Annotated in this window: 21 protein-coding genes, 2 tRNA genes and 1 pseudogene; 16 read left to right on the top strand and 8 right to left on the bottom strand. The window is 68.9% G+C overall.

Annotation, left to right across the window (positions count from 1 at the left end):
* Positions 1-35 precede the first annotated feature (35 nt).
* From ABD655_RS10130 to ABD655_RS10120, 3 genes are all read left to right on the top strand, one after another.
* Positions 36-1,091 (top strand): zinc-dependent alcohol dehydrogenase family protein, encoded by a 1,056-nt coding sequence (locus ABD655_RS10130; RefSeq protein WP_344713679.1) that lies wholly within the window; start codon positions 36-38, stop codon positions 1,089-1,091.
* Between the two features lie 125 nt (positions 1,092-1,216).
* Positions 1,217-2,458, top strand: coding sequence for a serine hydrolase domain-containing protein (locus ABD655_RS10125; protein WP_344713678.1), 1,242 nt, complete (start codon positions 1,217-1,219; stop codon positions 2,456-2,458).
* A gap of 256 nt (positions 2,459-2,714) precedes the next feature.
* Positions 2,715-3,191, top strand: coding sequence for a cupin domain-containing protein (locus ABD655_RS10120; RefSeq protein ID WP_344713676.1), 477 nt, complete (start codon positions 2,715-2,717; stop codon positions 3,189-3,191).
* Between the two features lie 130 nt (positions 3,192-3,321).
* Here ABD655_RS10120 and ABD655_RS10115 read toward each other — a convergent pair.
* A pseudogene (locus ABD655_RS10115) lies at positions 3,322-5,021 on the bottom strand (long-chain-fatty-acid--CoA ligase).
* Positions 5,022-5,076: 55 nt separating this feature from the next.
* On the opposite strand from ABD655_RS10115, the gene gatC reads away from it, so the two are divergent.
* From gatC to ABD655_RS10085, 6 genes are read left to right on the top strand one after another with little or no spacing between them, the layout of a single operon-like run.
* Positions 5,077-5,376: an Asp-tRNA(Asn)/Glu-tRNA(Gln) amidotransferase subunit GatC gene (gene gatC, locus ABD655_RS10110; protein ID WP_344713674.1), complete on the top strand. Its 300-nt coding sequence runs from the start codon at positions 5,077-5,079 to the stop codon at positions 5,374-5,376.
* A complete protein-coding gene (gene gatA / locus ABD655_RS10105; RefSeq protein ID WP_344713672.1) occupies positions 5,373-6,905 on the top strand; it encodes an Asp-tRNA(Asn)/Glu-tRNA(Gln) amidotransferase subunit GatA in 1,533 nt (510 codons plus the stop codon). The genes gatC and gatA overlap by 4 nt, the downstream gene beginning before the upstream one ends.
* Entirely contained in the window at positions 6,905-8,419 is a 1,515-nt protein-coding gene (gatB, locus tag ABD655_RS10100) for an Asp-tRNA(Asn)/Glu-tRNA(Gln) amidotransferase subunit GatB (RefSeq protein ID WP_344713670.1), read from the top strand. Before gatA ends, gatB begins: the two co-directional genes overlap by 1 nt.
* 43 nt (positions 8,420-8,462) lie before the next feature.
* Positions 8,463-9,722: a DNA polymerase IV gene (gene dinB / locus ABD655_RS10095; protein WP_344713668.1), complete on the top strand. Its 1,260-nt coding sequence runs from the start codon at positions 8,463-8,465 to the stop codon at positions 9,720-9,722.
* Positions 9,723-9,778: 56 nt separating this feature from the next.
* Complete coding sequence (locus ABD655_RS10090) at positions 9,779-10,099, top strand: hypothetical protein (protein ID WP_344713666.1); 321 nt, start codon at positions 9,779-9,781, stop codon at positions 10,097-10,099.
* Complete coding sequence (locus ABD655_RS10085) at positions 10,074-10,667, top strand: nucleoside/nucleotide kinase family protein (protein ID WP_344713664.1); 594 nt, start codon at positions 10,074-10,076, stop codon at positions 10,665-10,667. Before ABD655_RS10090 ends, ABD655_RS10085 begins: the two co-directional genes overlap by 26 nt.
* 7 nt (positions 10,668-10,674) lie before the next feature.
* Here the strand turns inward: ABD655_RS10085 and ABD655_RS10080 are convergent, their stop codons facing one another.
* From ABD655_RS10080 to orn, 5 genes are all read right to left on the bottom strand, one after another.
* Positions 10,675-11,178 carry a DUF2017 family protein gene (locus ABD655_RS10080; RefSeq protein WP_344713662.1) on the bottom strand — a complete coding sequence of 168 codons (504 nt, stop codon included), beginning with the start codon at positions 11,176-11,178 and terminating at the stop codon, positions 10,675-10,677.
* The gene (clpS, locus tag ABD655_RS10075) at positions 11,175-11,483 is read right to left on the bottom strand and encodes an ATP-dependent Clp protease adapter ClpS (RefSeq protein WP_344713660.1); all 309 of its coding nucleotides are present in this window, start codon (positions 11,481-11,483) and stop codon (positions 11,175-11,177) included. The genes ABD655_RS10080 and clpS overlap by 4 nt, the downstream gene beginning before the upstream one ends.
* On the bottom strand, positions 11,474-11,824 hold the full coding sequence (locus ABD655_RS10070) for a metallopeptidase family protein (RefSeq protein ID WP_344713658.1): 351 nt from the start codon (positions 11,822-11,824) through the stop codon (positions 11,474-11,476). Before ABD655_RS10070 ends, clpS begins: the two co-directional genes overlap by 10 nt.
* Positions 11,825-11,900 (bottom strand) — tRNA-His (locus tag ABD655_RS10065).
* 37 nt (positions 11,901-11,937) lie between these two features.
* Positions 11,938-12,564 carry an oligoribonuclease gene (gene orn, locus ABD655_RS10060; RefSeq protein ID WP_344713656.1) on the bottom strand — a complete coding sequence of 209 codons (627 nt, stop codon included), beginning with the start codon at positions 12,562-12,564 and terminating at the stop codon, positions 11,938-11,940.
* 89 nt (positions 12,565-12,653) lie between these two features.
* On the opposite strand from orn, the gene ABD655_RS10055 reads away from it, so the two are divergent.
* Positions 12,654-12,726 (top strand) — tRNA-Arg (locus ABD655_RS10055).
* A gap of 112 nt (positions 12,727-12,838) precedes the next feature.
* On the top strand, positions 12,839-13,051 hold the full coding sequence (locus tag ABD655_RS10050) for a methyltransferase (protein ID WP_344713654.1): 213 nt from the start codon (positions 12,839-12,841) through the stop codon (positions 13,049-13,051).
* Between the two features lie 7 nt (positions 13,052-13,058).
* Here ABD655_RS10050 and yczE read toward each other — a convergent pair whose 3' ends face one another.
* Positions 13,059-13,685 (bottom strand): membrane protein YczE, encoded by a 627-nt coding sequence (yczE, locus tag ABD655_RS10045; protein WP_344713653.1) that lies wholly within the window; start codon positions 13,683-13,685, stop codon positions 13,059-13,061.
* Positions 13,686-13,747: 62 nt separating this feature from the next.
* Here yczE and yczR point away from each other — a divergent pair, with 62 nt between their 5' ends.
* On the top strand, positions 13,748-15,172 hold the full coding sequence (yczR, locus tag ABD655_RS10040; protein WP_344713652.1) for a MocR-like transcription factor YczR: 1,425 nt from the start codon (positions 13,748-13,750) through the stop codon (positions 15,170-15,172).
* Positions 15,173-15,187: 15 nt separating this feature from the next.
* Here yczR and ABD655_RS10035 read toward each other — a convergent pair whose 3' ends face one another.
* On the bottom strand, positions 15,188-15,451 hold the full coding sequence (locus tag ABD655_RS10035; RefSeq protein ID WP_344713651.1) for a hypothetical protein: 264 nt from the start codon (positions 15,449-15,451) through the stop codon (positions 15,188-15,190).
* Positions 15,452-15,686: 235 nt separating this feature from the next.
* Here ABD655_RS10035 and ABD655_RS10030 point away from each other — a divergent pair, with 235 nt between their 5' ends.
* The 4 genes from ABD655_RS10030 to ABD655_RS10015 all read left to right on the top strand — a co-directional run bounded on the left by ABD655_RS10030 (position 15,687) and on the right by ABD655_RS10015 (position 19,035).
* Positions 15,687-16,226: a single-stranded DNA-binding protein gene (locus tag ABD655_RS10030; RefSeq protein WP_344713649.1), complete on the top strand. Its 540-nt coding sequence runs from the start codon at positions 15,687-15,689 to the stop codon at positions 16,224-16,226.
* A 43-nt stretch (positions 16,227-16,269) separates the two neighbouring features.
* Positions 16,270-16,788, top strand: a complete 519-nt coding sequence (locus tag ABD655_RS10025; protein WP_344713647.1) for a DUF6993 domain-containing protein — start codon at positions 16,270-16,272, stop codon at positions 16,786-16,788.
* Positions 16,789-16,853: 65 nt separating this feature from the next.
* Positions 16,854-18,536: an energy-dependent translational throttle protein EttA gene (gene ettA, locus ABD655_RS10020; protein WP_344713646.1), complete on the top strand. Its 1,683-nt coding sequence runs from the start codon at positions 16,854-16,856 to the stop codon at positions 18,534-18,536.
* Entirely contained in the window at positions 18,529-19,035 is a 507-nt protein-coding gene (locus ABD655_RS10015; protein ID WP_344713644.1) for an acyl-CoA thioesterase, read from the top strand. Before ettA ends, ABD655_RS10015 begins: the two co-directional genes overlap by 8 nt.

Below are 19,035 nucleotides of genomic sequence, written 5' to 3'. Positions count from 1 at the left end.
GCGGTCGCCCGTCGTGTCGCGTCTACGATCGCAGGGTGCAGGCAATCAGATACGACGCGTACCAAGCCACTCCCTACCTGGTCCAGGTCGACGATCCGGCCTGCCCCGACGACGGGGTCCTGATCGAGGTGCGCGCCACGGGCGTGTGCCGCTCGGACTGGCACGCCTGGCAGGGCCACGACCCCGTCACCCTGCCGCAGATCCCCGGCCACGAGTTCGCGGGCATCGTCGCCGCGGTCGGGCCGAACGTGACCGGCTGCGCCGTCGGAGACCGGGTGACCGCCCCGTTCGTGTGCGGCTGCGGACGGTGCGCGTGGTGCGTATCCGGCGACGCGCAGGTGTGCCCCGATCAGTCCCAGCCCGGTTTCACCATGCCCGGATCGTTCGCGGAACTGGTTGCCATCCCGGCCGCGGACTTCAACGTGGTGCACCTGCCCGATGGCCTCGACTTCGTAGCGGCCGCCGCGCTGGGGTGTCGCTTCGCCACCGCGTACCGTGCGGTCACCGTCCACGGCCGCGTGCAGCCCGGGGACTGGGTCGCTGTCCACGGATGCGGCGGCGTCGGGCTCTCCGCGGTGATGATCGCGTCCGCGCTCGGCGCCCGCGTCATCGCGGTGGACCGCTCGCCGGCGGCGCTGGACCGGGCGGCGGACCTCGGCGCCGAGATCACGCTGAACGCCGGCGCGGACACCGCCGACCGCATCCGGGAGATCACCGGCGAGGGCGTGCGCGTCTCCCTGGACGCAGTCGGCGCGGCGCAGACGGCGGTCGCCTCGATCGCGTCGCTGCGTCCTCGCGGACGCCACGTCCAGGTCGGGCTGCTGCTGGGGGCGGATGCCGCTCCGGCGCTGCCGATGGGCCAGGTGATTGCGAAGGAGCTGGAGATCTACGGCTCGCACGGCATGGCCGCGCGCGACTATCCCGGGATGCTGGAGATGGTCGCGTCCGGCATCCTCCGGCCGGACCGTCTGATCGGCGAGGTCATCGGGCTGGGAGGCGCCGCAGCGGCCCTGGTTGCCATGAGCGGGCCGGCATCCGGCCACGGGGTCAGCGTGATCGAGATGTCCGCCGTCCGCAGCACGGTGGGGTGAGCCCGCAGCGCGGGCGGCGGTGCGGCGCGCGAAAGGACCGCGAGATCCTGCGCGACCTATCTTCCCGCTGCGATTGCCGATAGCGTGAAGCGCCGATCCGCGGGCCGGCAGGATCGGGGACGGACATGCGCGCAGCGCAAGCACGGGGAGATCACGTCCGCCGCTCCGTGCGTGCAGGGGTGATCGGCCTGGTCGCCGCCCTCGCGTGCATCGGCCTGGCCGCATGCACGGCGGCGTCGAGGGGTGCGCCGTCGCCGGCGAGCCCGCCAGCCACCCCGGCGCTGGATCCGCAACTGGTGGCGGCTCTGGAGACGACGCTGGACGAATCGTTCGCCGCGACGCAGCTGCCCGGCATCATCGTCGGGCTCTGGATCCCCGGAGAGGGCGAGTGGGTGGCGGCGCGCGGGACGGCGAACCTCGAGACGGGTGAGCCGATGAAGCCGGGCAACCAGCAGAAGATCGGCAGCGTCACCAAGAGCATCGTCACCAGCGTCGCCCTGCAGATCATCGGCGAGGGGACGTCCGGCCTCACGCTGGAGGACACGATCGATCGCTGGTATCCGGACTTTCCCGAGGCATCGCGCATCACCGTGCGCATGCTGATGAACATGTCCAGCGGCATCGGTCCTCCCGGGATGGAGCAGATCGCGCGCATCTGCGCGGACACGCGCGCGGCGCCCGACCCCGAAGCAGTCATCGCCATCGGAGCGACGACCCCGCGGAGCAGCTTCGCGCCGGGCGACGGCTTCACGTACTCCGGCTTCAACACGTTCCTCCTCGGGCGCATCCTCGAGCAGACGACCGGCGCACAGCTCGCCGACCTGATCCAGGACAGGATCACCGAACCGTTCGGCATGAGCCGCAGCCGGTTCGCGCCGGACGGGCAGGTGGACGCACCCGCGACGCACGGGTACACGATGTTCTGCCCGGACATGCCGCAGCCCACCGACACCATCGACTGGTCCAACGCCGAGAGCTGGGCGGCAGGCGCCATGGTCTCCACGCTGGAGGACATGCGTGCGTGGGGTGTGGCCATCGGGGCGGGGGCCGGCCTCTCGCCCGAGATGCTCGTCGCCCGCAACAGTGACACCGCGCCGGATTCCGGTCCGGACGGGCTTGCCTACGGGCTCGGGGTTCAGGTGCACCGCGACCTTGCCACGGGGTGCATCCTCGACCTCGGCCACTCCGGGGCGGAGCCCGGGTACGGCACGAATGTCACCTACTTCGCGACGACCGATGCCGTGTTCGTCGCGTTCGCCAACGGCGACGGCGGCACCGGCGAGGAGATCTTCCAGGTGGTCCAGGCGCTGCACCCCGTCTTCGCAACGGCGGTCACGACGGCGCCCACCCAGCCGTGCAGCGAGTGACGATGGGCTCGCCGGACGTGCAGCATGCCGGCGACGAGCTGTACTTCCGGATGCTGCCGCCGGCGTGGCGCGAGGCGGCCGACGCAGCCGCGTGAGCTCGGCGCGCCGCCTCTGCGCCTCAGGCCCCCGCGGGGCGCTCGTCCGCTCGTCGCCCGCTGCGTGCGCAGTCGGCCGGGTTGCGCAGTCCTCTTGCGCGCCATCGCTGAAGAGGCGACACTCCAGACAACGACACCCCGAAGCGAATGGAGCCCTCAGCGTGCACATCGAGGACAACGGGCCGAATCCCCACGCGTTCGACATCGAGACCGCCACCCGCGAGAACGCGACGTATCGCACGGTCGCGTGGACCGGGAAGTACCTGCAGGTCACGCTGATGTCGATCGCACCCGGTGAGTCGATCGGGCTGGAAGTGCATCCGGAGACCGACCAGTTCCTCCGTCTGGACGCCGGCCGCGGCACCTGCGTGATGGGGCCCGAGAAGGACCGGCTCACCTTCGAGCAGGAGGTCTCCGACGGCTGGTCCATCCAGGTTCCGGCGAGCACCTGGCACGACGTGCGCAACACCGGGGACGAACCGCTGCGGCTGTACGCGATCTACGCCCCGGCGCACCACGCACCCGGACTGGTGCAGTACACGGCGCAGGAGGCCGAGCAGGACGAGGAGTCCGGCAGGGACGAGCCGCCGTCCTGGACCGTGCAACCCGACTCCCGCGCGGACGACGAGCACGCCTGACGCCCCCGCCCGCGCGACGTTCCCGAGGGCCAGGTCGCTCCTGAGGGCCGGTTCGGCTCAGGCTCTCCTCAGGACTGACCACGCCCTCACGAACGAACCGCCGCGATGCGCCCCGCCCGCGGTGCGGACCTCAGGTGCCGGTGGTCAGCTGGAGCAGTGCGTCGCGCACCTGACGACGCAGCACCTTTCCGATGAGCGACGTGGGCAGTTCGTCGACGACGAAGATCCGGCGCGGCACTTTGTACGCCGTCAGGATGCTGCGGACGAACTCTCGCACCGCCTCGACGTCGATGTCCTCGCCGGGGGCGACGACGATCGCGGCGACGACTTCTTCACCGGAGTGATCGCTGGGCAGCCCGACCACCGCAGCGTCGTCGACCTGCGGGTGCTGGCGCAGCGCGATCTCCACCTCGGTCGGGGCGACGTTGAATCCCCCTGTGATGATCAGCTCTTTGATGCGGTCCACGATGCGCACGAAGCCGGCATCGTCCACCGTGACGATGTCTCCGGTGCGGAACCAGCCGTCGACGAAGACCTTCTCGGTCTCCTCGCGCTTTCCGTAGTACTCGGCGAACACCTGCGGTCCGCGCACGATCAGTTCACGGGAGCCCCCGGGGCGACATCCCGGGTCGGCTCGTCCGGGTCCACCACCCGGATCTCCGTGCCGGGAAGCGGCAGTCCCACGGTGCCGGGGACGCGATTGTCCGCGACCGGGTTCGCCATGAGCACCGGCGAGGTCTCGCTGAGACCATAGCCCTCGACCAGATATCCACCGGATGCCGCTTCGAACGGCACCACGAGTTCGTGGGGCAGCGCCATGGCGCCCGAGATGGCGATCCTGGTTCCGGCGAGCGACACGCCCTTCGCACGCGCCGCGGCGAGCAGCCGATCGGCGATCGGCGGCACGAGTGGCAGGAACGTCGCCGGGTGTTTCTTGGTCACCTCGAGCACCATATCGGGGTCGAACCGCGGGAAGAGCACGAGCCGCGCGCCCATCGACATCGCGAAGGTGAGGCAGAGCGTCAGCCCGTACGCGTGGAACATGGGCAGGACCGCGTAGACGACGCAGCCGTCGCCGCGCACGATCGAGGGCACCCACGCGCGCGCCTGTGCCGCATTCGAAAGCAGATTCCGGTGGGTGAGGGCGGCGCCCTTCGGCGTGCCCGTCGTTCCACTCGTGTACTGGATGAGGGCGAGATCGGAGGTTTCCGGCTTCGGGTGCGACACGGGAAGCGGAGCGGTGGCGACGATGGACTCCCACGTCACCGTGCCGCTCACACGCGCATGAAGGGCCGAGCGCGCTTCTCGGGCTTTCGCGACAGGCAGCCTGAGCGCCAGGCGCGTACCGAGGGGCATCGCTTTGGTGACATCGACGGAGACGAGTGAGGTCACCGCGAGGTCGGCGGGAAACTCCTGGATCGTCGCGACGACCTTGCTCCACACGATCGCGTGCCTGGCTCCATGGTCCTCGAACTGCTTGCGCAGCTCGCGCGGCGTGTACAGCGGGTTGTGCTCGACCACGACCGCCCCGAGCCGGAGGATCGCGTAGAACGCGATGATGTGCTGCGGGCAGTTCGGCAGAACGATCGCGACGGGATCACCCGGTGCGACGCCCTGATCCCGCAGGCCGGCTGCGGCGCGGTCGATCGCGAAGTTGAGTTCGCGATACGAGGTCGTGCGGCCGAAGAACTGCAGCGCAGGGGCGTCCGGGTAGTCGCGCGCGGAGGCCTGGACGAGGTCGATCAGCGAGCCCGTGACGGGCTCGAGATCCTCGGGCACGCCCTCGGCATAGCTTGCGATCCAGGGGCGAGGAGGCTCGTACGTCGTCACCCGATCAGCCTAGTGACGGTCCCAAGGCCGAGGCGGGCGCTCGTAGGATGGGGGAGTGTCTGAAATCACCCCTGATCTCGTGCGCCATCTCGGTGTGCTCGCCCGGATCCAGCTGAGCGACGAGGAGGTCGAGCGCCTCACCGGCCAGCTCGACGTCATCGTCGACAACATCGCCAAGGTCTCCGAGGTCGCCACCCCCGATGTGCCGGCGACGAGCCACCCGATCCCGATGCAGAACGTCTTCCGTGCCGATGTCGCCGGCGAGATGCTCACCACCCAGCAGGTGCTGCAGAATGCTCCGGATGCCGCGGACGGGCGTTTCCGCGTGACGGCGATCCTGGGGGAGGAGCAGTGACCGATCTCACCCGCCTGTCCGCCGCGGATCTGGCCGGCAGGCTCGCCACGCGCGAGGTCTCGAGTGTCGAGGCCACGCAGGCGCACCTGGACAGGATCGCTGCCGTCGACGGCGACATCCACGCTTTCCTGCACGTGAGCGATCATGCGCTCGAGGTCGCGGCCGACATCGACCGTCGCCGCGCGGCGGGCGAACAGCTCGGCCCCGTCGCCGGTGTTCCCCTCGCGATCAAGGACGTGCTCGTCACGACGGACATGCCGTCCACGAGCGGATCGCGGATCCTCGAGGGCTTCATGTCGCCCTACGACGCGACCGTGGTCGCGCGCTCGCGCGCGGCGGGGCTCGTTCCCCTCGGCAAGACCAACATGGACGAGTTCGCCATGGGCTCCTCGACAGAGCATTCGGCCTACGGACCCACCCACAATCCGTGGGACCTCGACCGGATTCCCGGCGGTTCCGGCGGCGGCTCGGCCGCGGCGGTCGCGGCGTTCGAGGCCCCGCTCGCACTGGGGTCCGACACCGGCGGCTCGATCCGACAGCCCGCGCACGTGACCGGCACCGTCGGCATGAAGCCCACGTACGGGGGCGTCAGCCGTTACGGGGCGATCGCGCTCGCGTCGTCGCTGGACCAGGTCGGCCCGGTCACCCGCACGGTGCTGGATGCCGGGCTCCTGCACGATGTCATCGGCGGTCACGACCCGCACGACGCCACGTCTCTCTCGGACGTCTGGCCTTCGTTCGCCGATGCCGCCCGCGAAGGCGCATCCGGAGAGGTGCTCAAGGGTTTGAAGGTCGGTGTGATCGCCGAGCTTCCCGACTCCGGCTTCCAGGCCGGAGTGTCGGCGTCGTTCCGTGCTGCGCTGAGCGCGATGGAGGCGCACGGCGCCGAGATCGTCGAGATCAGCGCTCCGCACTTCGAATACGGCGTCGCCGCGTACTACCTGATCCTTCCTGCCGAGGCATCCAGCAACCTGGCCAAGTTCGATTCCGTGCGCTTCGGAATGCGTCTGGACGTACCGGGCGGCACGGTCGAGGACGTCATGGCGAAGACGCGCGACGCGGGATTCGGTGACGAGGTCAAGCGCCGTATCATCCTCGGCACCTATGCGCTCTCGGCCGGGTACTACGACGCGTACTACGGCTCGGCACAGAAGGTGCGCACACTCATCCAGCGCGACTTCGACGCAGCGTTCGCGCAGGTCGATGTCATCGCGACGCCGTCCGCGCCGACGACGGCCTTCAAGATCGGCGAGAAGATCGACGATCCGTTGCAGATGTACCTCAACGACGTCACGACGATCCCGGCGAACCTCGCCGGTGTTCCGGGCATCTCGATCCCCTCGGGTCTCGCCAGCGAAGACGGACTGCCCGTGGGCATCCAGTTCCTCGCGCCGGCCCGCGCGGACGCGCGCCTGTACCGAGTCGGAGCGGCCCTGGAGGCCGTCCTCGTGGACTCGTGGGGCGCGCCGCTGCTGGATCGCGCGCCCGTCCTTCGACAGGCTCAGGGACTGACCGGAGGGGCACGCTGATGGCCAAGGACAAGCTGATGGACTTCGACAAGGCCCTCGAGCTGTACGAGCCGGTGCTCGGCTTCGAGGTGCACGTCGAGCTCAACACCGAAAGCAAGATGTTCTCGTCCGCGGCCAACCCCGCGAACTCCGCCAACCATGAAGCCGGGCCCAATACTCTCGTGGCGCCCGTTGACATGGGGCTTCCGGGCTCGCTGCCGACGGTGAACGCCGAGGCGATCAGGTACTCGATCAGTCTCGGGCTCGCGCTCGGCTGCTCCATCGCCCCGACGAGCCGGTTCGCGAGGAAGAACTACTTCTACCCCGATCTCGGAAAGAACTACCAGATCAGTCAGTACGACGAGCCGATCGCGTTCGAGGGCTCGGTCGATGTCGAGTTGACCGACGGCACCATCGTCACGGTGCCCATCGAGCGGGCGCACATGGAAGAGGATGCCGGAAAGCTCACCCACATGGGCGGCGCGACGGGTCGTATCCAGGGTGCGGAGTACTCGCTCGTGGACTACAACCGTGCCGGCGTGCCGCTCGTGGAGATCGTGACCAAGCCGATCATCGGCGCGGAGCACCGCGCGCCCGAGATCGCGAAGGCGTACGTCCAGACGATCCGCGACATCGTCCTGTCGCTGGGCATCTCGGAGGCTCGTATGGAGCGCGGCAACCTGCGCTGCGATGCCAACGTGTCGCTGCGCCCGCGAGGCCAGGAGAAGCTCGGCACGCGCACCGAGACGAAGAACGTCAACTCGATGCGCTCCGTCGAGCGTGCTGTCCGATACGAGATCCAGCGCCAGGCCGCGATCCTCGCCGCCGGCGGCACGATCACGCAGGAGACGCGCCACTGGCACGAGGACACCGGTACGACATCACCGGGGCGTCCCAAGTCCGACGCCGACGACTACCGCTACTTCCCCGAGCCGGATCTGCTTCCGGTGGCGCCCTCCATCGAGCTCATCGAGGAGCTGCGCGCAGCGTTGCCCGAGCCCCCGGCAGAACGCCGTCGGCGACTCAAGTCCGAATGGCAGTTCAGCGACCTCGAGTTCCAGGATGTCGCGAACGGTGGCCTGCTCGCCGAGGTGGCTGCCACGATCGCGGCGGGCGCAACACCGGCGGCAGCCCGCAAGTGGTGGACGGGTGAGATCAGCCGCCTCGCGAACGCCCAGGGACGGGAGGCGGCCGACCTGGTCTCGCCGGCCGATGTGGCATCGCTGCAGGGTCTGATCGACGCCGGAACGCTCACCGACAAGCTCGCACGCCAAGTGCTCGAAGGTGTGATCGCCGGCGAGGGCACCCCGCAAGAGGTCATCGACGAGCGGGGTCTCGCCGTCGTCTCGGACGACGGTGCGCTGATCGCCGCGATCGATGAAGCGCTCGCTTCACAGCCGGACGTGATGCAGAAGATCCGCGAGGGCAAGGTGCAGGCGGCCGGCGCGGTCATCGGCGCGGTGATGAAGGCCATGCGCGGGCAAGCGGATGCCGCGCGCGTGCGTGAACTGATCCTGGAACGCGCCGCGCAGTAGTCGGCACCCGGCGCAGGTCGGCAGCGCGGGGGAGAATCGACACATGGGACGCGGGGACGGCACGGGGCGGATCGTCTCGGCGGAGGGCGCTGACGACAGCGGAACCGGCATTCTGCACGTGGACATGGACGCGTTTTATGCGTCGGTGGAGGTGCTGGATGATCCTTCGCTGCGGGGCAAGCCGATCATCATCGGCGCCCCGGACGGGCGTTCCGTGGTCTCGAGTGCGTCGTACGAAGCGCGCAGGTTCGGCGTGCGTTCGGCGATGCCGGTAGGACAGGCCCTTCGGCTGTGCCCCACCGCGATCGTCGTCCTGCCGCATTTCGACCGCTATCTCGCACTGTCGGCGCAGGTCATGCGGATCTTCTCCGACGTGACGCCGCTGGTCGAGCCGCTCTCGATAGACGAGGCGTTTCTCGACGTGCGCGGAGCTCGGCGTCTGTGGGGCAGGCCGGGCGAGATCGCACGTCTGCTGCGACAGCGAGTCGTCGAAGAGACCGGACTGACCTGCAGTGTGGGCGTGGCCGCGACCAAGCACGTCGCGAAGATGGCCTCGACGATCAGCAAACCGGACGGCCTGCTGATCGTCCCCGAAGCCGACACGGCCGCCTTCCTCGCCCCTCGCTCGGTGCGTGCGCTCTGGGGCGTCGGACCCAAGTCCGCCGAGGCGCTGGAGGGACGCGGCATCCACACGATCAGTGATGTGCTGGACACGCCGCGGACCGTGCTGGATCGTGCGCTCGGCCCGGCGATGGGCGATCGCATCTGGCAGCTCGCCCGCGGGTTGGACGCGCGCCCGGTGGACACCGAGCGCATCGAGAAGAGCATCGGTCACGAAGAGACCTTTGCCGAGGACATCGATGACCCGGGCGTGCTGCGCACCGAATTCCGTCGTCTCGCCGACCGCGTCGGCGCACGGATGCGCACACACGGTTGGGAGGCGCGAACGATCGCCATCAAGGTGAGGTTCGCGGACTTCACCACGATCACCCGGTCCCAGACGCTGCCGGAGCCGACGGCCGTCGGACAGCGGATCGGCGAGGCCGCACTGGAACTGTTCGGCGGAGTCGATCGCCGCATGCCGGTGCGGCTCGTGGGCGTCCGCGCCGAGAAGCTGCGTGCCTCGGGTGGGGCGGCGATGACGTTGTGGGACGACGACGCCGAGTGGCGCCGAGTCGAGGGCGCGCTCGACGATGCCACGGCGCGGTTCGGCCGCGGCGCCGTGACCCGCGCCACACTGCTGGGCGGACCGCGCGGCGGCGGAACCCTCCCGTCCCATCCGAAACCGCAGAGCATCGATTGACGGCGAACCCGGACCTGACTCTGGGCATGCCGCCCGGAGCCCGGTAGCGTGGACACATGCCCAACATCGCACTCGAGCTCGGCAAGCAGTCCGCGACCTTCGGCGTGAAGAGCGCCTACGGAGAGCAGGCGGACGTCGACGGCGTCCGCATCGTCCCGGTCGCCCTGGCCTGGTCTGGATTCGGCGGTGGCTCCGACGAGGCGGGCAACGGCGGCGGGGGAGGCGGCGGGTACGCCGTCCCGCTGGGCGCCTACATCCGCCGGGGCGACGATCTGCGGTTCGAGCCGAACATCGTCTCCTTCCTCGCGGTGGCGATCCCCTTCGTGTGGGTCGCCGGTCGCGCACTCAGCCGTGTCATCCGCGCTCTCAAGCGCTAGCGCCGATCCCGTTTCCGCCGCGCTCGATGTCGCGGCCGCGCAGGTCCGCAACGCCATCGTCGGCGTCGCGGCGGTCAATCCCGTCGTGCTCATCGACGGCAGGAGCGGTTCGGGCAAGACGACGCTCGCTCGTCGCCTGGTGGCGCGCTGGCCGTTGCGGGGGCGCGTTCAGCTGGTCGCCCTCGATTCGCTGTACCCGGGCTGGGACGGCCTCGCCGATGGCGTAGAGACCGCACGCGAGCTGATCCTGCGCCCGCACGCCCGTGGTGTGATGGGCGTCTGGGAACGGTGGGACTGGCAGACCTCCGAAACCGCGGAGGCGCACGCCGTGGACCCATCGCTTCCACTCATCGTCGAAGGTTCGGGGCTGCTCACGGCGGCGACGGCGAAACTCGGCGATGTGCGCGTGTGGCTGGAGTCCCCGGCCCCATCGCGCATGCGTCGCGCGCTGGAACGCGACGGCGACGCGTATCGTCCGCACTGGTCAGGGTGGGCCGAGCAGGAGGAGGCCCACCTGCTCAGAGACGCCCCCGCGAGCCGTGCGACTCACGTGTTCGCGATCCCGTGAGGTGTCCTCAGTCGTCCTCGGATGCCGCCTGCACAAGCCCATCGAGCCGGTAACCGAGCCAGTCGTAGATCCCGAATCGCGGGTCGTCCACGTCGTGATCGTCCTCGGTGCGGATGCCAAGTCGCGTCGCCAGGACCAGTCTGATCGCGGCCAGCGACCGCAGCCAGGAGCGCAGCTCCTCGGGATCGAGACGCAATTCGATGAGTTCCAGCGCGGCGTCGCCCGCGGGTTCGGGCGCATCCGGCAGCAGGGTGGCGTCGTGCAGCGAGGCCAGCACCCTCCCGGCGTCTTCGCGACGGCGTTCGAGGAGGTCCTGCTCGGTCACGTCGCGGAAATCCTGGGCCGCCGCGGCGTCATCGGCGTACGCATCCGGCACGAGACGAGCGATCGCGGGGTCACCGCTCGTGCTCCGGGCACCATCCAGCAGCTCGGCGAACTGCGACACGAGGCCGGCGAGATGCGCCGCTTCCATTCGGGTGAGTTCCAGAACGACAGTGCGAGGGCCGCTCATCGGGGGACCTGCCGCAGCGTGGCCCACAGGCCGTAGTCGTGCATCGCCTGGACGTGCAGTTCCATCTGCTCCCTGGCCCCTTCTGCCACCACGGCGTGTCCGTCGTGGTGAACAGCCAGCATGAGACGCTCCGCGTGCGGCAGATCGAACCCGAAATACTCTCGGAAGACATGCGTGACGTAGCTCATCAGATTCACCGGGTCGTTCCAGACGACCGTCTGCCAAGGCCGTGGGACCTGTTCCTCGACACGGACGTCGCGGTCCTCGAGGACGTCGGGCGCGGCGGGGATCGCCATCAGGCCCATCCCAGCTCGTGCAGGCGTTCGTCATCGATCCCGTAGAAGTGTGCGATCTCATGGACGAGCGTCGTGTGCACCTCGTCGCGGAGCGCACTGACGGAGTCGCAGACGGCGAGGTGCGGTTCCCGGTACACGACGATGCGATCGGGCAGTTCGCCGGCACCGTATCGGTCGCGTTCGGTGAGCGCCCAGCCGTCATAGAGGCCGAGCAGGTCCAGGCTCCCGTCTTCGGGTCGGTCCTGCACCACGAAGACCACGTTGTCGAGGCCGTCGACCATGTCGTCGGGGAGCTGATCGAGCTCGTCCACGACCAGGGCCTCGAACGACGCGGCATCCATGTCAAGCATTGGGGTGAGTAACGGGGCTCGAACCCGCGACATCGGCCACCACAAGGCCGCGCTCTACCAACTGAGCTATACCCACCATGTCTCCTGCGTGTGCAGGGAACCAGGAAATTCTCTCATACTCCGGGCGCGAAAGACGAAACGGCCGCGGCCGCCGCAGCGCGCGCCCCGTCGCTGGTCGGCCCAGGCTCGGGCACGAAGACAGCCGAGCGGTAGTACGCGAGCTCGAGGATGGACTCGCGGATATCAGCGAGAGCGCGATGCCCGCCGCCCTTCGCCGGAGCGTGGATGTATGCACGGGGGTACCAGCGCCGGCTGAGCTCTTTGACGCTGGACACATCCACGTTGCGGTAGTGCAGCCAGCGGTCCACACGAGGCATGTACTTGGCCAGGAACATCCGGTCGGTCCCGATGGTGTTGCCGGCGAGCGGCGCCTTGCCCTCGAGGGGGACGAATCGCTGGATGTACTCGAGCGCCTCGAACTCCGCCTCGGCGACACTGACGCCGTCGGGGATCTCGGTGAGCAGACCGGACTTCTCGTGCATCGCGGTGACGAAGTCGTTCATGTGCGCGAGCGCCGTGGCGTCGGGCTTGATCACGATCGAGAACCCCGGGTCGAGCGGACGCAGCTCGAAGTCCGTCACGACCACCGCGATCTCGACGAGTTCGTCGATCGCGAGATCCAGACCCGTCATCTCGCAGTCGATCCATACGAGTCTGTCGTTTTCCGAAGCCCCCACCATGCCGTCCATCCTAGTCAGGGGCTGGGGACACGCCTTGCGCGCGGGAGCGCACCGGATCGGCCGAGGGAGGCGCGATACGCTGGTTTCGCGCCTCCGTAGCTCAGTGGATAGAGCAGCGGCCTTCTAATCCGCCGGTCACAGGTTCGAGTCCTGTCGGGGGCACTCCTGGCCTCCTACGCCCGCTCGCGGCGCCGTCGCGGGTCCGGTCCACGCAGCACTGGCGACTCCCGCACACCGGACGTAGGGTCGGGGGAGGGACGGAAGGGGTTCGACGATGAGCACGACCGAAACGCATCATGGCCTGTGGGTGGCGTACGGCACCTCCGGTGTCGTCGGAAGTATCCGCAAGGACGAGAACGGCTACACCGTGACGATGGCGGGAGCGGACGCGTCGGCGGGCACGTATCCCTCGATGGAGATCGCCAAGAACGCACTCCACTCGCGGATGACGCCCGGCAGCGACTGGCCGCAGTTCCGCGAGCACTGACGGCGCGTCAGCTGCGCGGGCTCCGCGCCGGGGTGGCCGTGTCGGCAGCGGATGCCGACACGCGTCCGGTGTCCAAGAGCGGCAGCGCGGCATGCACCAGCGGTCCGATGAGAACCGCGAACAGCACGGTTCCGATTCCGACGGTTCCCCCGAGCGCCCAACCGGCGGCGAGGACCGTCAGTTCGACGACCGCGCGACATACCCAGATCGGCCAGCCCAGCCGGGCGTTCAGCCCCGTCATGAGGCCGTCGCGGGGTCCGGCCCCGAACCGCGCGCCGATGTAGAGCCCGGACGCCAGGGCAACGAGCAGGATGCCGCCCAGGAGGACGCCGAGTTGGGCGAGGAGTCCGGTGACGGGCGGCATGACCCAGAGGACGACCTGCATGCTCGTTCCGACGAGCAGGATGTTGGCGATCGTGCCGACTCGGGGCTTCTGGCGCAAGGGGATCCACAGCAGCAGCACCAGGAAGCCGAGGAGATTTGCGACCCAGCCGATGCCGATGCCGATGTGGATCGACAGGCCCTGAGCGAAGACGGTCCACGGATCGTTGCCGAGTCCGGCTTGGACGGTCAGCGCACACCCCGCTCCGTAAAGGAACAGGCCGAGGAAGAGCTGCACGACGCGACGAGGCATACTGCTATCCAATCGCAAAAGTGGATCGTGCAATGCAGGCCAATCTCGGTATGGTGGGCTGCATGGACTCTCGGATCTCCGCCCGCGCTCTGTCGGCAGCGCTCGGCGGGTGGCGCACCCGGGAACCTGCCTACGAGGCTCTGGCCGACGGCATCCGACTGCTGTGCTTGGACAATCGGCTGGCCCCGCGCACGGCTCTACCGGCCGAGCGTGAACTCTCCGCCGCGCTGAGCGTGAGCCGCAGCACGGTGGCGGCCGCATACCGCAGTCTGCGCGAGTCCGGACACATCGCCAGCACGCGCGGATCCGGGAGCGTCACACTGCCGCTGCGCCGCCGCGACCCAGGACGTGCACCGTTCGCCGATGGCGCCGTCGACCTTCAGCAGGCGAGTCCACCGGCCTGGCCAGGACTGGCCGGCGTGGTGACCGAGGTGGCCCAGTCCGCGACCTCGATCGTCTCCCGCGTCGGCTACGACGTGCTCGGTCGGATCGAACTGCGTGAGGCGATCGCAGCCCGATACCGTGACCGCGGCATCCCCACGTCGGCCGGTGAGGTCATCGTCACCACCGGAGCACAGAGCGCGCTCCACCTGCTCGCGACCGTCCTGCTGGGGCGGGGCGACCGCGTCCTGATCGAGACGCCGACGTACCCGCACGCCGCCGACGCGTTCCGACGTGCCGGCTCCCGACTGGTCGGAGTGCCGGTGACAACGGATGACGGCTGGGACCTGGACCGCGCAGAGCAGGCGTTCGCGCGCACGCTGCCGATCCTGGGCTACCTGATGCCCGACTTTCAGAATCCCACCGGTCGCTCCATGACCGACGTGGAGCGTGCCGCGTTCGCCCGCGCCGCGGAGCGCGCCGGAACCGTTCTCGTGCTCGACGAGACCACCGCCGATCTGGACATCGATCGCGGCGCGCTTTCGCCCGGATTCCTGGACGGGGATCCCGCGCTGGTGGTGCGAGTCGGGTCGCTCGGCAAGACGGTGTGGGGTGGGCTGCGGATCGGGTGGGTGCGCGCCGAGGCCGACCTCATCCGGAGGCTCGTAGCGGCGCGGCCCGCGCAGGACCTGGGGACGCCGGAGTTCGAGCAGGCGATCGCGGCGGCGGTGCTACCCGACTACGCGGCGGTCATCGCTCAGCGATCCCACGTCCTCCGGGCCGGGCGGGACGCTGTCCTGACCGCCTTGACGGAGGCTCTGCCGGAGTGGCGCGTCCCCCGAACGCACGGGGGCGTATCGCTCTGGATCGAACTGGACGCGCCGCTGAGCTCCGCCCTCGTGATGGACGTTCGTTCGCGAGGTCTTCTGCTCTCGGCAGGGCCGAGGTTCTCGGTCGAGGGTGGCCATGACCGGCACCTGCGGATTCCGTTCACCGGTTCGCCGGAAGAGCTCGTCCGGGCGGTCGCCATCCTCGCCGAGGCTTGGCCTCGCGTCCGCGGGGGCGCGCCCGTCTTTCTCGTCGAACAGCTCGATTCGGTGGTCTGAGCGACCCGCTGCCGCTCACCGGGTGAACGTCACGCATTCGACCGCGTCGTCGGCCGACCAGAATTCACCGAGTTCGCGGAACGCGCGCGTCGGTGCATGGAAGCGCCGAGCGCTGTATCGCAGCTCCGCGCCCTGGCCGATCGCCCGCAGGTGACCCAGTACCAGTCCGTGACGATCGACGATGCGCCAGAGCGCGGGGGCCGCTCGAACGAGGCGAACGCTGCGCACGCGTGAGAGCGCGGGCGCGTCGGATGTGGGTCGTTCCAGGATGAGATTCATATCGTGCTCCTCTCAGTAATCGAAGGTACGTTCCCCCTCCGACATGCCGTCCCCTCGACGCGGGATGCCCTGCCCACTCCTCCCCAGGGCGATATCTCAGCGCCTTCTGCGCAGAACGCCCGCCGTCATGCCCGGCGCGTTCGAGGTCGCCGCAGTCTGGGATCGCGCCGGTGCCCGACGGGCACTCGGGCATCGGCGCGACCCGGGGACCGTCCTCGGGAAGAGAGGATGCGACATGAGCGACACCATCACGATCGTCGGAATCATCGGGACCGATCCCGAGCGGAAGAGCCCCAACGGGCTGCCGATCACCACGTTTCGCGTGGCCAGCCCGCAGCGCCGTTTCGACCGCGCGACCGGAGCATGGACGGACAGCGGGACGAACTGGTACACGGTTTCGGCGTACCGCAGACTCGCCGAACATGCGTTCGCGTCGCTGCGGAAGAAGGACCGGGTGATCCTGACCGGCCGACTGCGGATCAGGTCGTGGGACACCGGAGAGAGCAAGGGCACAGCGATGGAGATCGACCTGGAGGCGATCGGACACGATCTGTTCTGGGGCACGTCGGTGTTCACGCGCGACGCGCCGGCGGCCGTCGCATCGCCGTCCGAGCCCGGAGCGGATGCATGGGCTCCGGCCGAGGCCGCCGATCCGGCATGGGGCAGTCCGGCTCAGCAGAGCACCGGAGCGGATGCGCTCACCTCGCCCGCGCCGGCTCCCACCGACGTGCCGCCCGCCCAGCTGGCGCTGGCAGGAGCCGAGGTGCCGTTCTGACGCGCACAGAGAGTGCTCGGGGTGGCGAGCCTAGACTCTGTCCGTGTCCCGCCACCCCGAGCGTCGTCGTGCGCGCCCCGCATCCTTGGCCCTCGTCGCCGCCGGACTCGGGGCGGTGCTGCTTCTGAGCGGATGCTCCGAACCGCAGACGGCCACCAGCCCGCAGCCGAGCGCCAGTACCACGGCGTCCACCCCACAGTCATCGCCGCCGGCGACGGTGCCGGCAGCGCCAGTGCTGGTTCCCGAAGGGAGCGCGGGGGACAACCTGCCGTTCTTCACCAGCGTGACGGCAGCCGTCTGGGCCGGTCCCGAGAACGTGTCGGGGCGCGCGTACGTCGATGCGCTCGTAGAAGCGGGGTTCGACAAGGCCACGATGCAGGTCACCCCCGACCAGACCACGATCGGCAACCCGGCCGAGAGCATCCAGTTCTCCGTCCGGTGGGGCCAGGAGTGCCTCATAGGACAGGTGGGGCCGTCGTCGGGGGCACCGGTCACCGTGGTGGCGCCCGGCCTGGGCGACGGCACATGTCTGGTCGGCGCCACGCGCGCGATCGACTGGTGAGCGCCACGCGCGAAGCCGTCCGGGCGGCTCGCGGGGGCCGGACCGCCACGTAGACTAGAGCGGATATGGCTGAATACATCTACTCGATGGTCCGTGCCCGCAAAGCTGTCGGCGACAAGGTGATCCTTGACGACGTCACGATGGCGTTCCTGCCCGGGGCGAAGATCGGCGTCGTCGGCCCCAACGGTGCCGGAAAGTCCACGATCCTCAAGATCATGGCGGGGATCGACACCCCGAGCAACGGCGAAGCGAAGCTCAGCCCCGGCTACAGCGTCGGCATCCTCATGCAGGAGCCGGAGCTCGACGAAGACAAGACCGTGCTGGAGAACGTGCAGCAGGGGGTCGGCCCGATCAAGGAGAAGCTCGACCGCTTCAACGAGATCTCGGCCCTGATGGCGGATCCGGATGCGGACTTCGACACACTCCTGGCCGAGATGGGCACCCTCCAGGAGGCGATCGACGCCGCCGACGCCTGGGATCTCGACTCGCAGCTGGAACAGGCGATGGATGCGTTGCGCACCCCGCCCTCCGAAGCGATCGTCAGCAACCTGTCCGGCGGTGAGAAGCGCCGCGTCGCGCTGTGCAAGCTGCTGCTGCAGAAGCCGGACCTGCTGCTGCTCGACGAGCCGACGAACCACCTCGACGCGGAGAGCGTCCAGTGGCTCGAGCAGCACCTGGCGAAATACCCCGGCGCCGTGCTCGCCGTGACACACGACCGGTACTTCCTCGATCACGTTGCGGAGTGGATCTGCGAGGTCGACCGCGGCCGGCTCTATCCCTACGAGGGCAACTACTCGACGTACCTCGAGAAGAAGCAGGAGCGACTGCAGGTCCAGGGCAAGAAGGATGCCAAGCTCGCCAAGCGTCTCGCCAGCGAGCTCGAGTGGGTCCGCAGCAACGCCAAGGGCCGCCAGACGAAATCCAAGTCCCGTCTGGGTCGCTACGAGGAGATGGCCGCAGAGGCGGACCGCACACGCAAGCTCGATTTCGACGAGATCGTCATCCCGCCTGGACCGCGCTTGGGCCAGCTCGTCCTCGAGGCGAAGAACCTGCAGAAGGGCTTCGACGGACGCAGCCTCATCGGCGGCCTGAGTTTCACGCTGCCGCGAAACGGCATCGTCGGAATCATCGGCCCCAACGGCGTGGGAAAGACGACGCTCTTCAAGACGATCGTCGGGCTCGAGCCGCTCGATGCCGGTCAGCTCAAGGTGGGCGAGACCGTCGAGATCTCGTACGTCGACCAGTCCCGCGGCGGCATCGACCCGAACAAGTCGCTGTGGGAGGTCGTCAGCGACGGACTGGATTGGATCCAGGTCGGAAAGGTCGAGATCCCCTCGCGTGCGTATGTCTCGCAGTTCGGGTTCAAGGGACCGGATCAGCAGAAGAAGGCCGGAGTCCTCTCCGGCGGTGAGCGAAACCGGCTCAACCTCGCACTCACGCTGAAGCAGGGCGGCAACCTGCTGCTGCTCGACGAGCCCACGAACGACCTGGACGTGGAGACTCTCGGCAGCCTCGAGAACGCCCTGCTCGAATTCCCCGGCTGCGCCGTCGTCATCACACACGACCGGTGGTTCCTCGACCGCATCGCGACGCACATCCTGGCGTACGAGGGCACCGAAGAGGCTCCCGACAACTGGTACTGGTTCGAGGGCAACTTCGAGGCGTACGAGCAGAACAAGATCGAGCGTCTCGGTCCGGACGCGGCGAAGCCGCATCGCTCCACGTATCGCAAACTCACCCGTGACTGATGAGCCGGCGGCGGTGCCGGCATCCGCCCGTCGCCTCCACATCCCGATCCACCTGCGGTGGGGCGACCTGGACGCGTTCAATCACGTGAACAACGCGTCGATGCTCAAGCTTCTCGAAGAGGTGCGCATCCGCGCGTTCTGGCGCCCCGGGGCCGACGAGGAGGCGCCGGCGACGGCCGTGCTGGACTCAGGAATCGACACCGGCACACTCACGCTCGTCGCCCGCCAGGAGATCGAGTACCTGCGACCGGTGCCGTATCAGCGCAATCCGCTCGACGTCCAGCTCTGGTTCGGCAAGCTGGGCGGCTCCAGCATCGAGGTCTGCTACGAGGTGTACAGCCCCGCGTCGTCGGCGAAGCAAGAGCTGTACGCGCGTGCATCGGCCGTCGTGGTGATGGTGGATGCCGGGACGGGAAGGCCCGTCCGACTGACCGACGAGCAGCGGGAGGCTTGGGCGCCGTACCTGGGCGAGCCCATCGTGTACGCGCACCGACGGTGA

It is taken from the genome of Microbacterium terregens (assembly GCF_039534975.1).
Taxonomy (GTDB): Bacteria; Actinomycetota; Actinomycetes; order Actinomycetales; family Microbacteriaceae; genus Microbacterium; species Microbacterium terregens.
This window is presented reverse-complemented; position numbering and strand designations above follow the sequence as displayed.

What these genes read in the sequence shown, in the direction of transcription:
- ABD655_RS10125 (WP_344713678.1), top strand. Translation starts at nt 1,217, where the DNA reads ATGCGCGCAGCGCAAGCACGGGGAGATCACGTCCGCCGCTCCGTGCGT.
- gatB (WP_344713670.1), top strand. Translation starts at nt 6,905, where the DNA reads ATGGCCAAGGACAAGCTGATGGACTTCGACAAGGCCCTCGAGCTGTAC.
- dinB (WP_344713668.1), top strand. Translation starts at nt 8,463, where the DNA reads ATGGGACGCGGGGACGGCACGGGGCGGATCGTCTCGGCGGAGGGCGCT.
- ABD655_RS10090 (WP_344713666.1), top strand. Translation starts at nt 9,779, where the DNA reads ATGCCCAACATCGCACTCGAGCTCGGCAAGCAGTCCGCGACCTTCGGC.
- ABD655_RS10080 (WP_344713662.1), bottom strand. Translation starts at nt 11,178, where the DNA reads ATGAGCGGCCCTCGCACTGTCGTTCTGGAACTCACCCGAATGGAAGCG.
- clpS (WP_344713660.1), bottom strand. Translation starts at nt 11,483, where the DNA reads ATGGGCCTGATGGCGATCCCCGCCGCGCCCGACGTCCTCGAGGACCGC.
- ABD655_RS10070 (WP_344713658.1), bottom strand. Translation starts at nt 11,824, where the DNA reads ATGCTTGACATGGATGCCGCGTCGTTCGAGGCCCTGGTCGTGGACGAG.
- orn (WP_344713656.1), bottom strand. Translation starts at nt 12,564, where the DNA reads ATGGTGGGGGCTTCGGAAAACGACAGACTCGTATGGATCGACTGCGAG.
- ABD655_RS10050 (WP_344713654.1), top strand. Translation starts at nt 12,839, where the DNA reads ATGAGCACGACCGAAACGCATCATGGCCTGTGGGTGGCGTACGGCACC.
- yczE (WP_344713653.1), bottom strand. Translation starts at nt 13,685, where the DNA reads ATGCCTCGTCGCGTCGTGCAGCTCTTCCTCGGCCTGTTCCTTTACGGA.
- yczR (WP_344713652.1), top strand. Translation starts at nt 13,748, where the DNA reads ATGGACTCTCGGATCTCCGCCCGCGCTCTGTCGGCAGCGCTCGGCGGG.
- ABD655_RS10035 (WP_344713651.1), bottom strand. Translation starts at nt 15,451, where the DNA reads ATGAATCTCATCCTGGAACGACCCACATCCGACGCGCCCGCGCTCTCA.
- ABD655_RS10030 (WP_344713649.1), top strand. Translation starts at nt 15,687, where the DNA reads ATGAGCGACACCATCACGATCGTCGGAATCATCGGGACCGATCCCGAG.
- ettA (WP_344713646.1), top strand. Translation starts at nt 16,854, where the DNA reads ATGGCTGAATACATCTACTCGATGGTCCGTGCCCGCAAAGCTGTCGGC.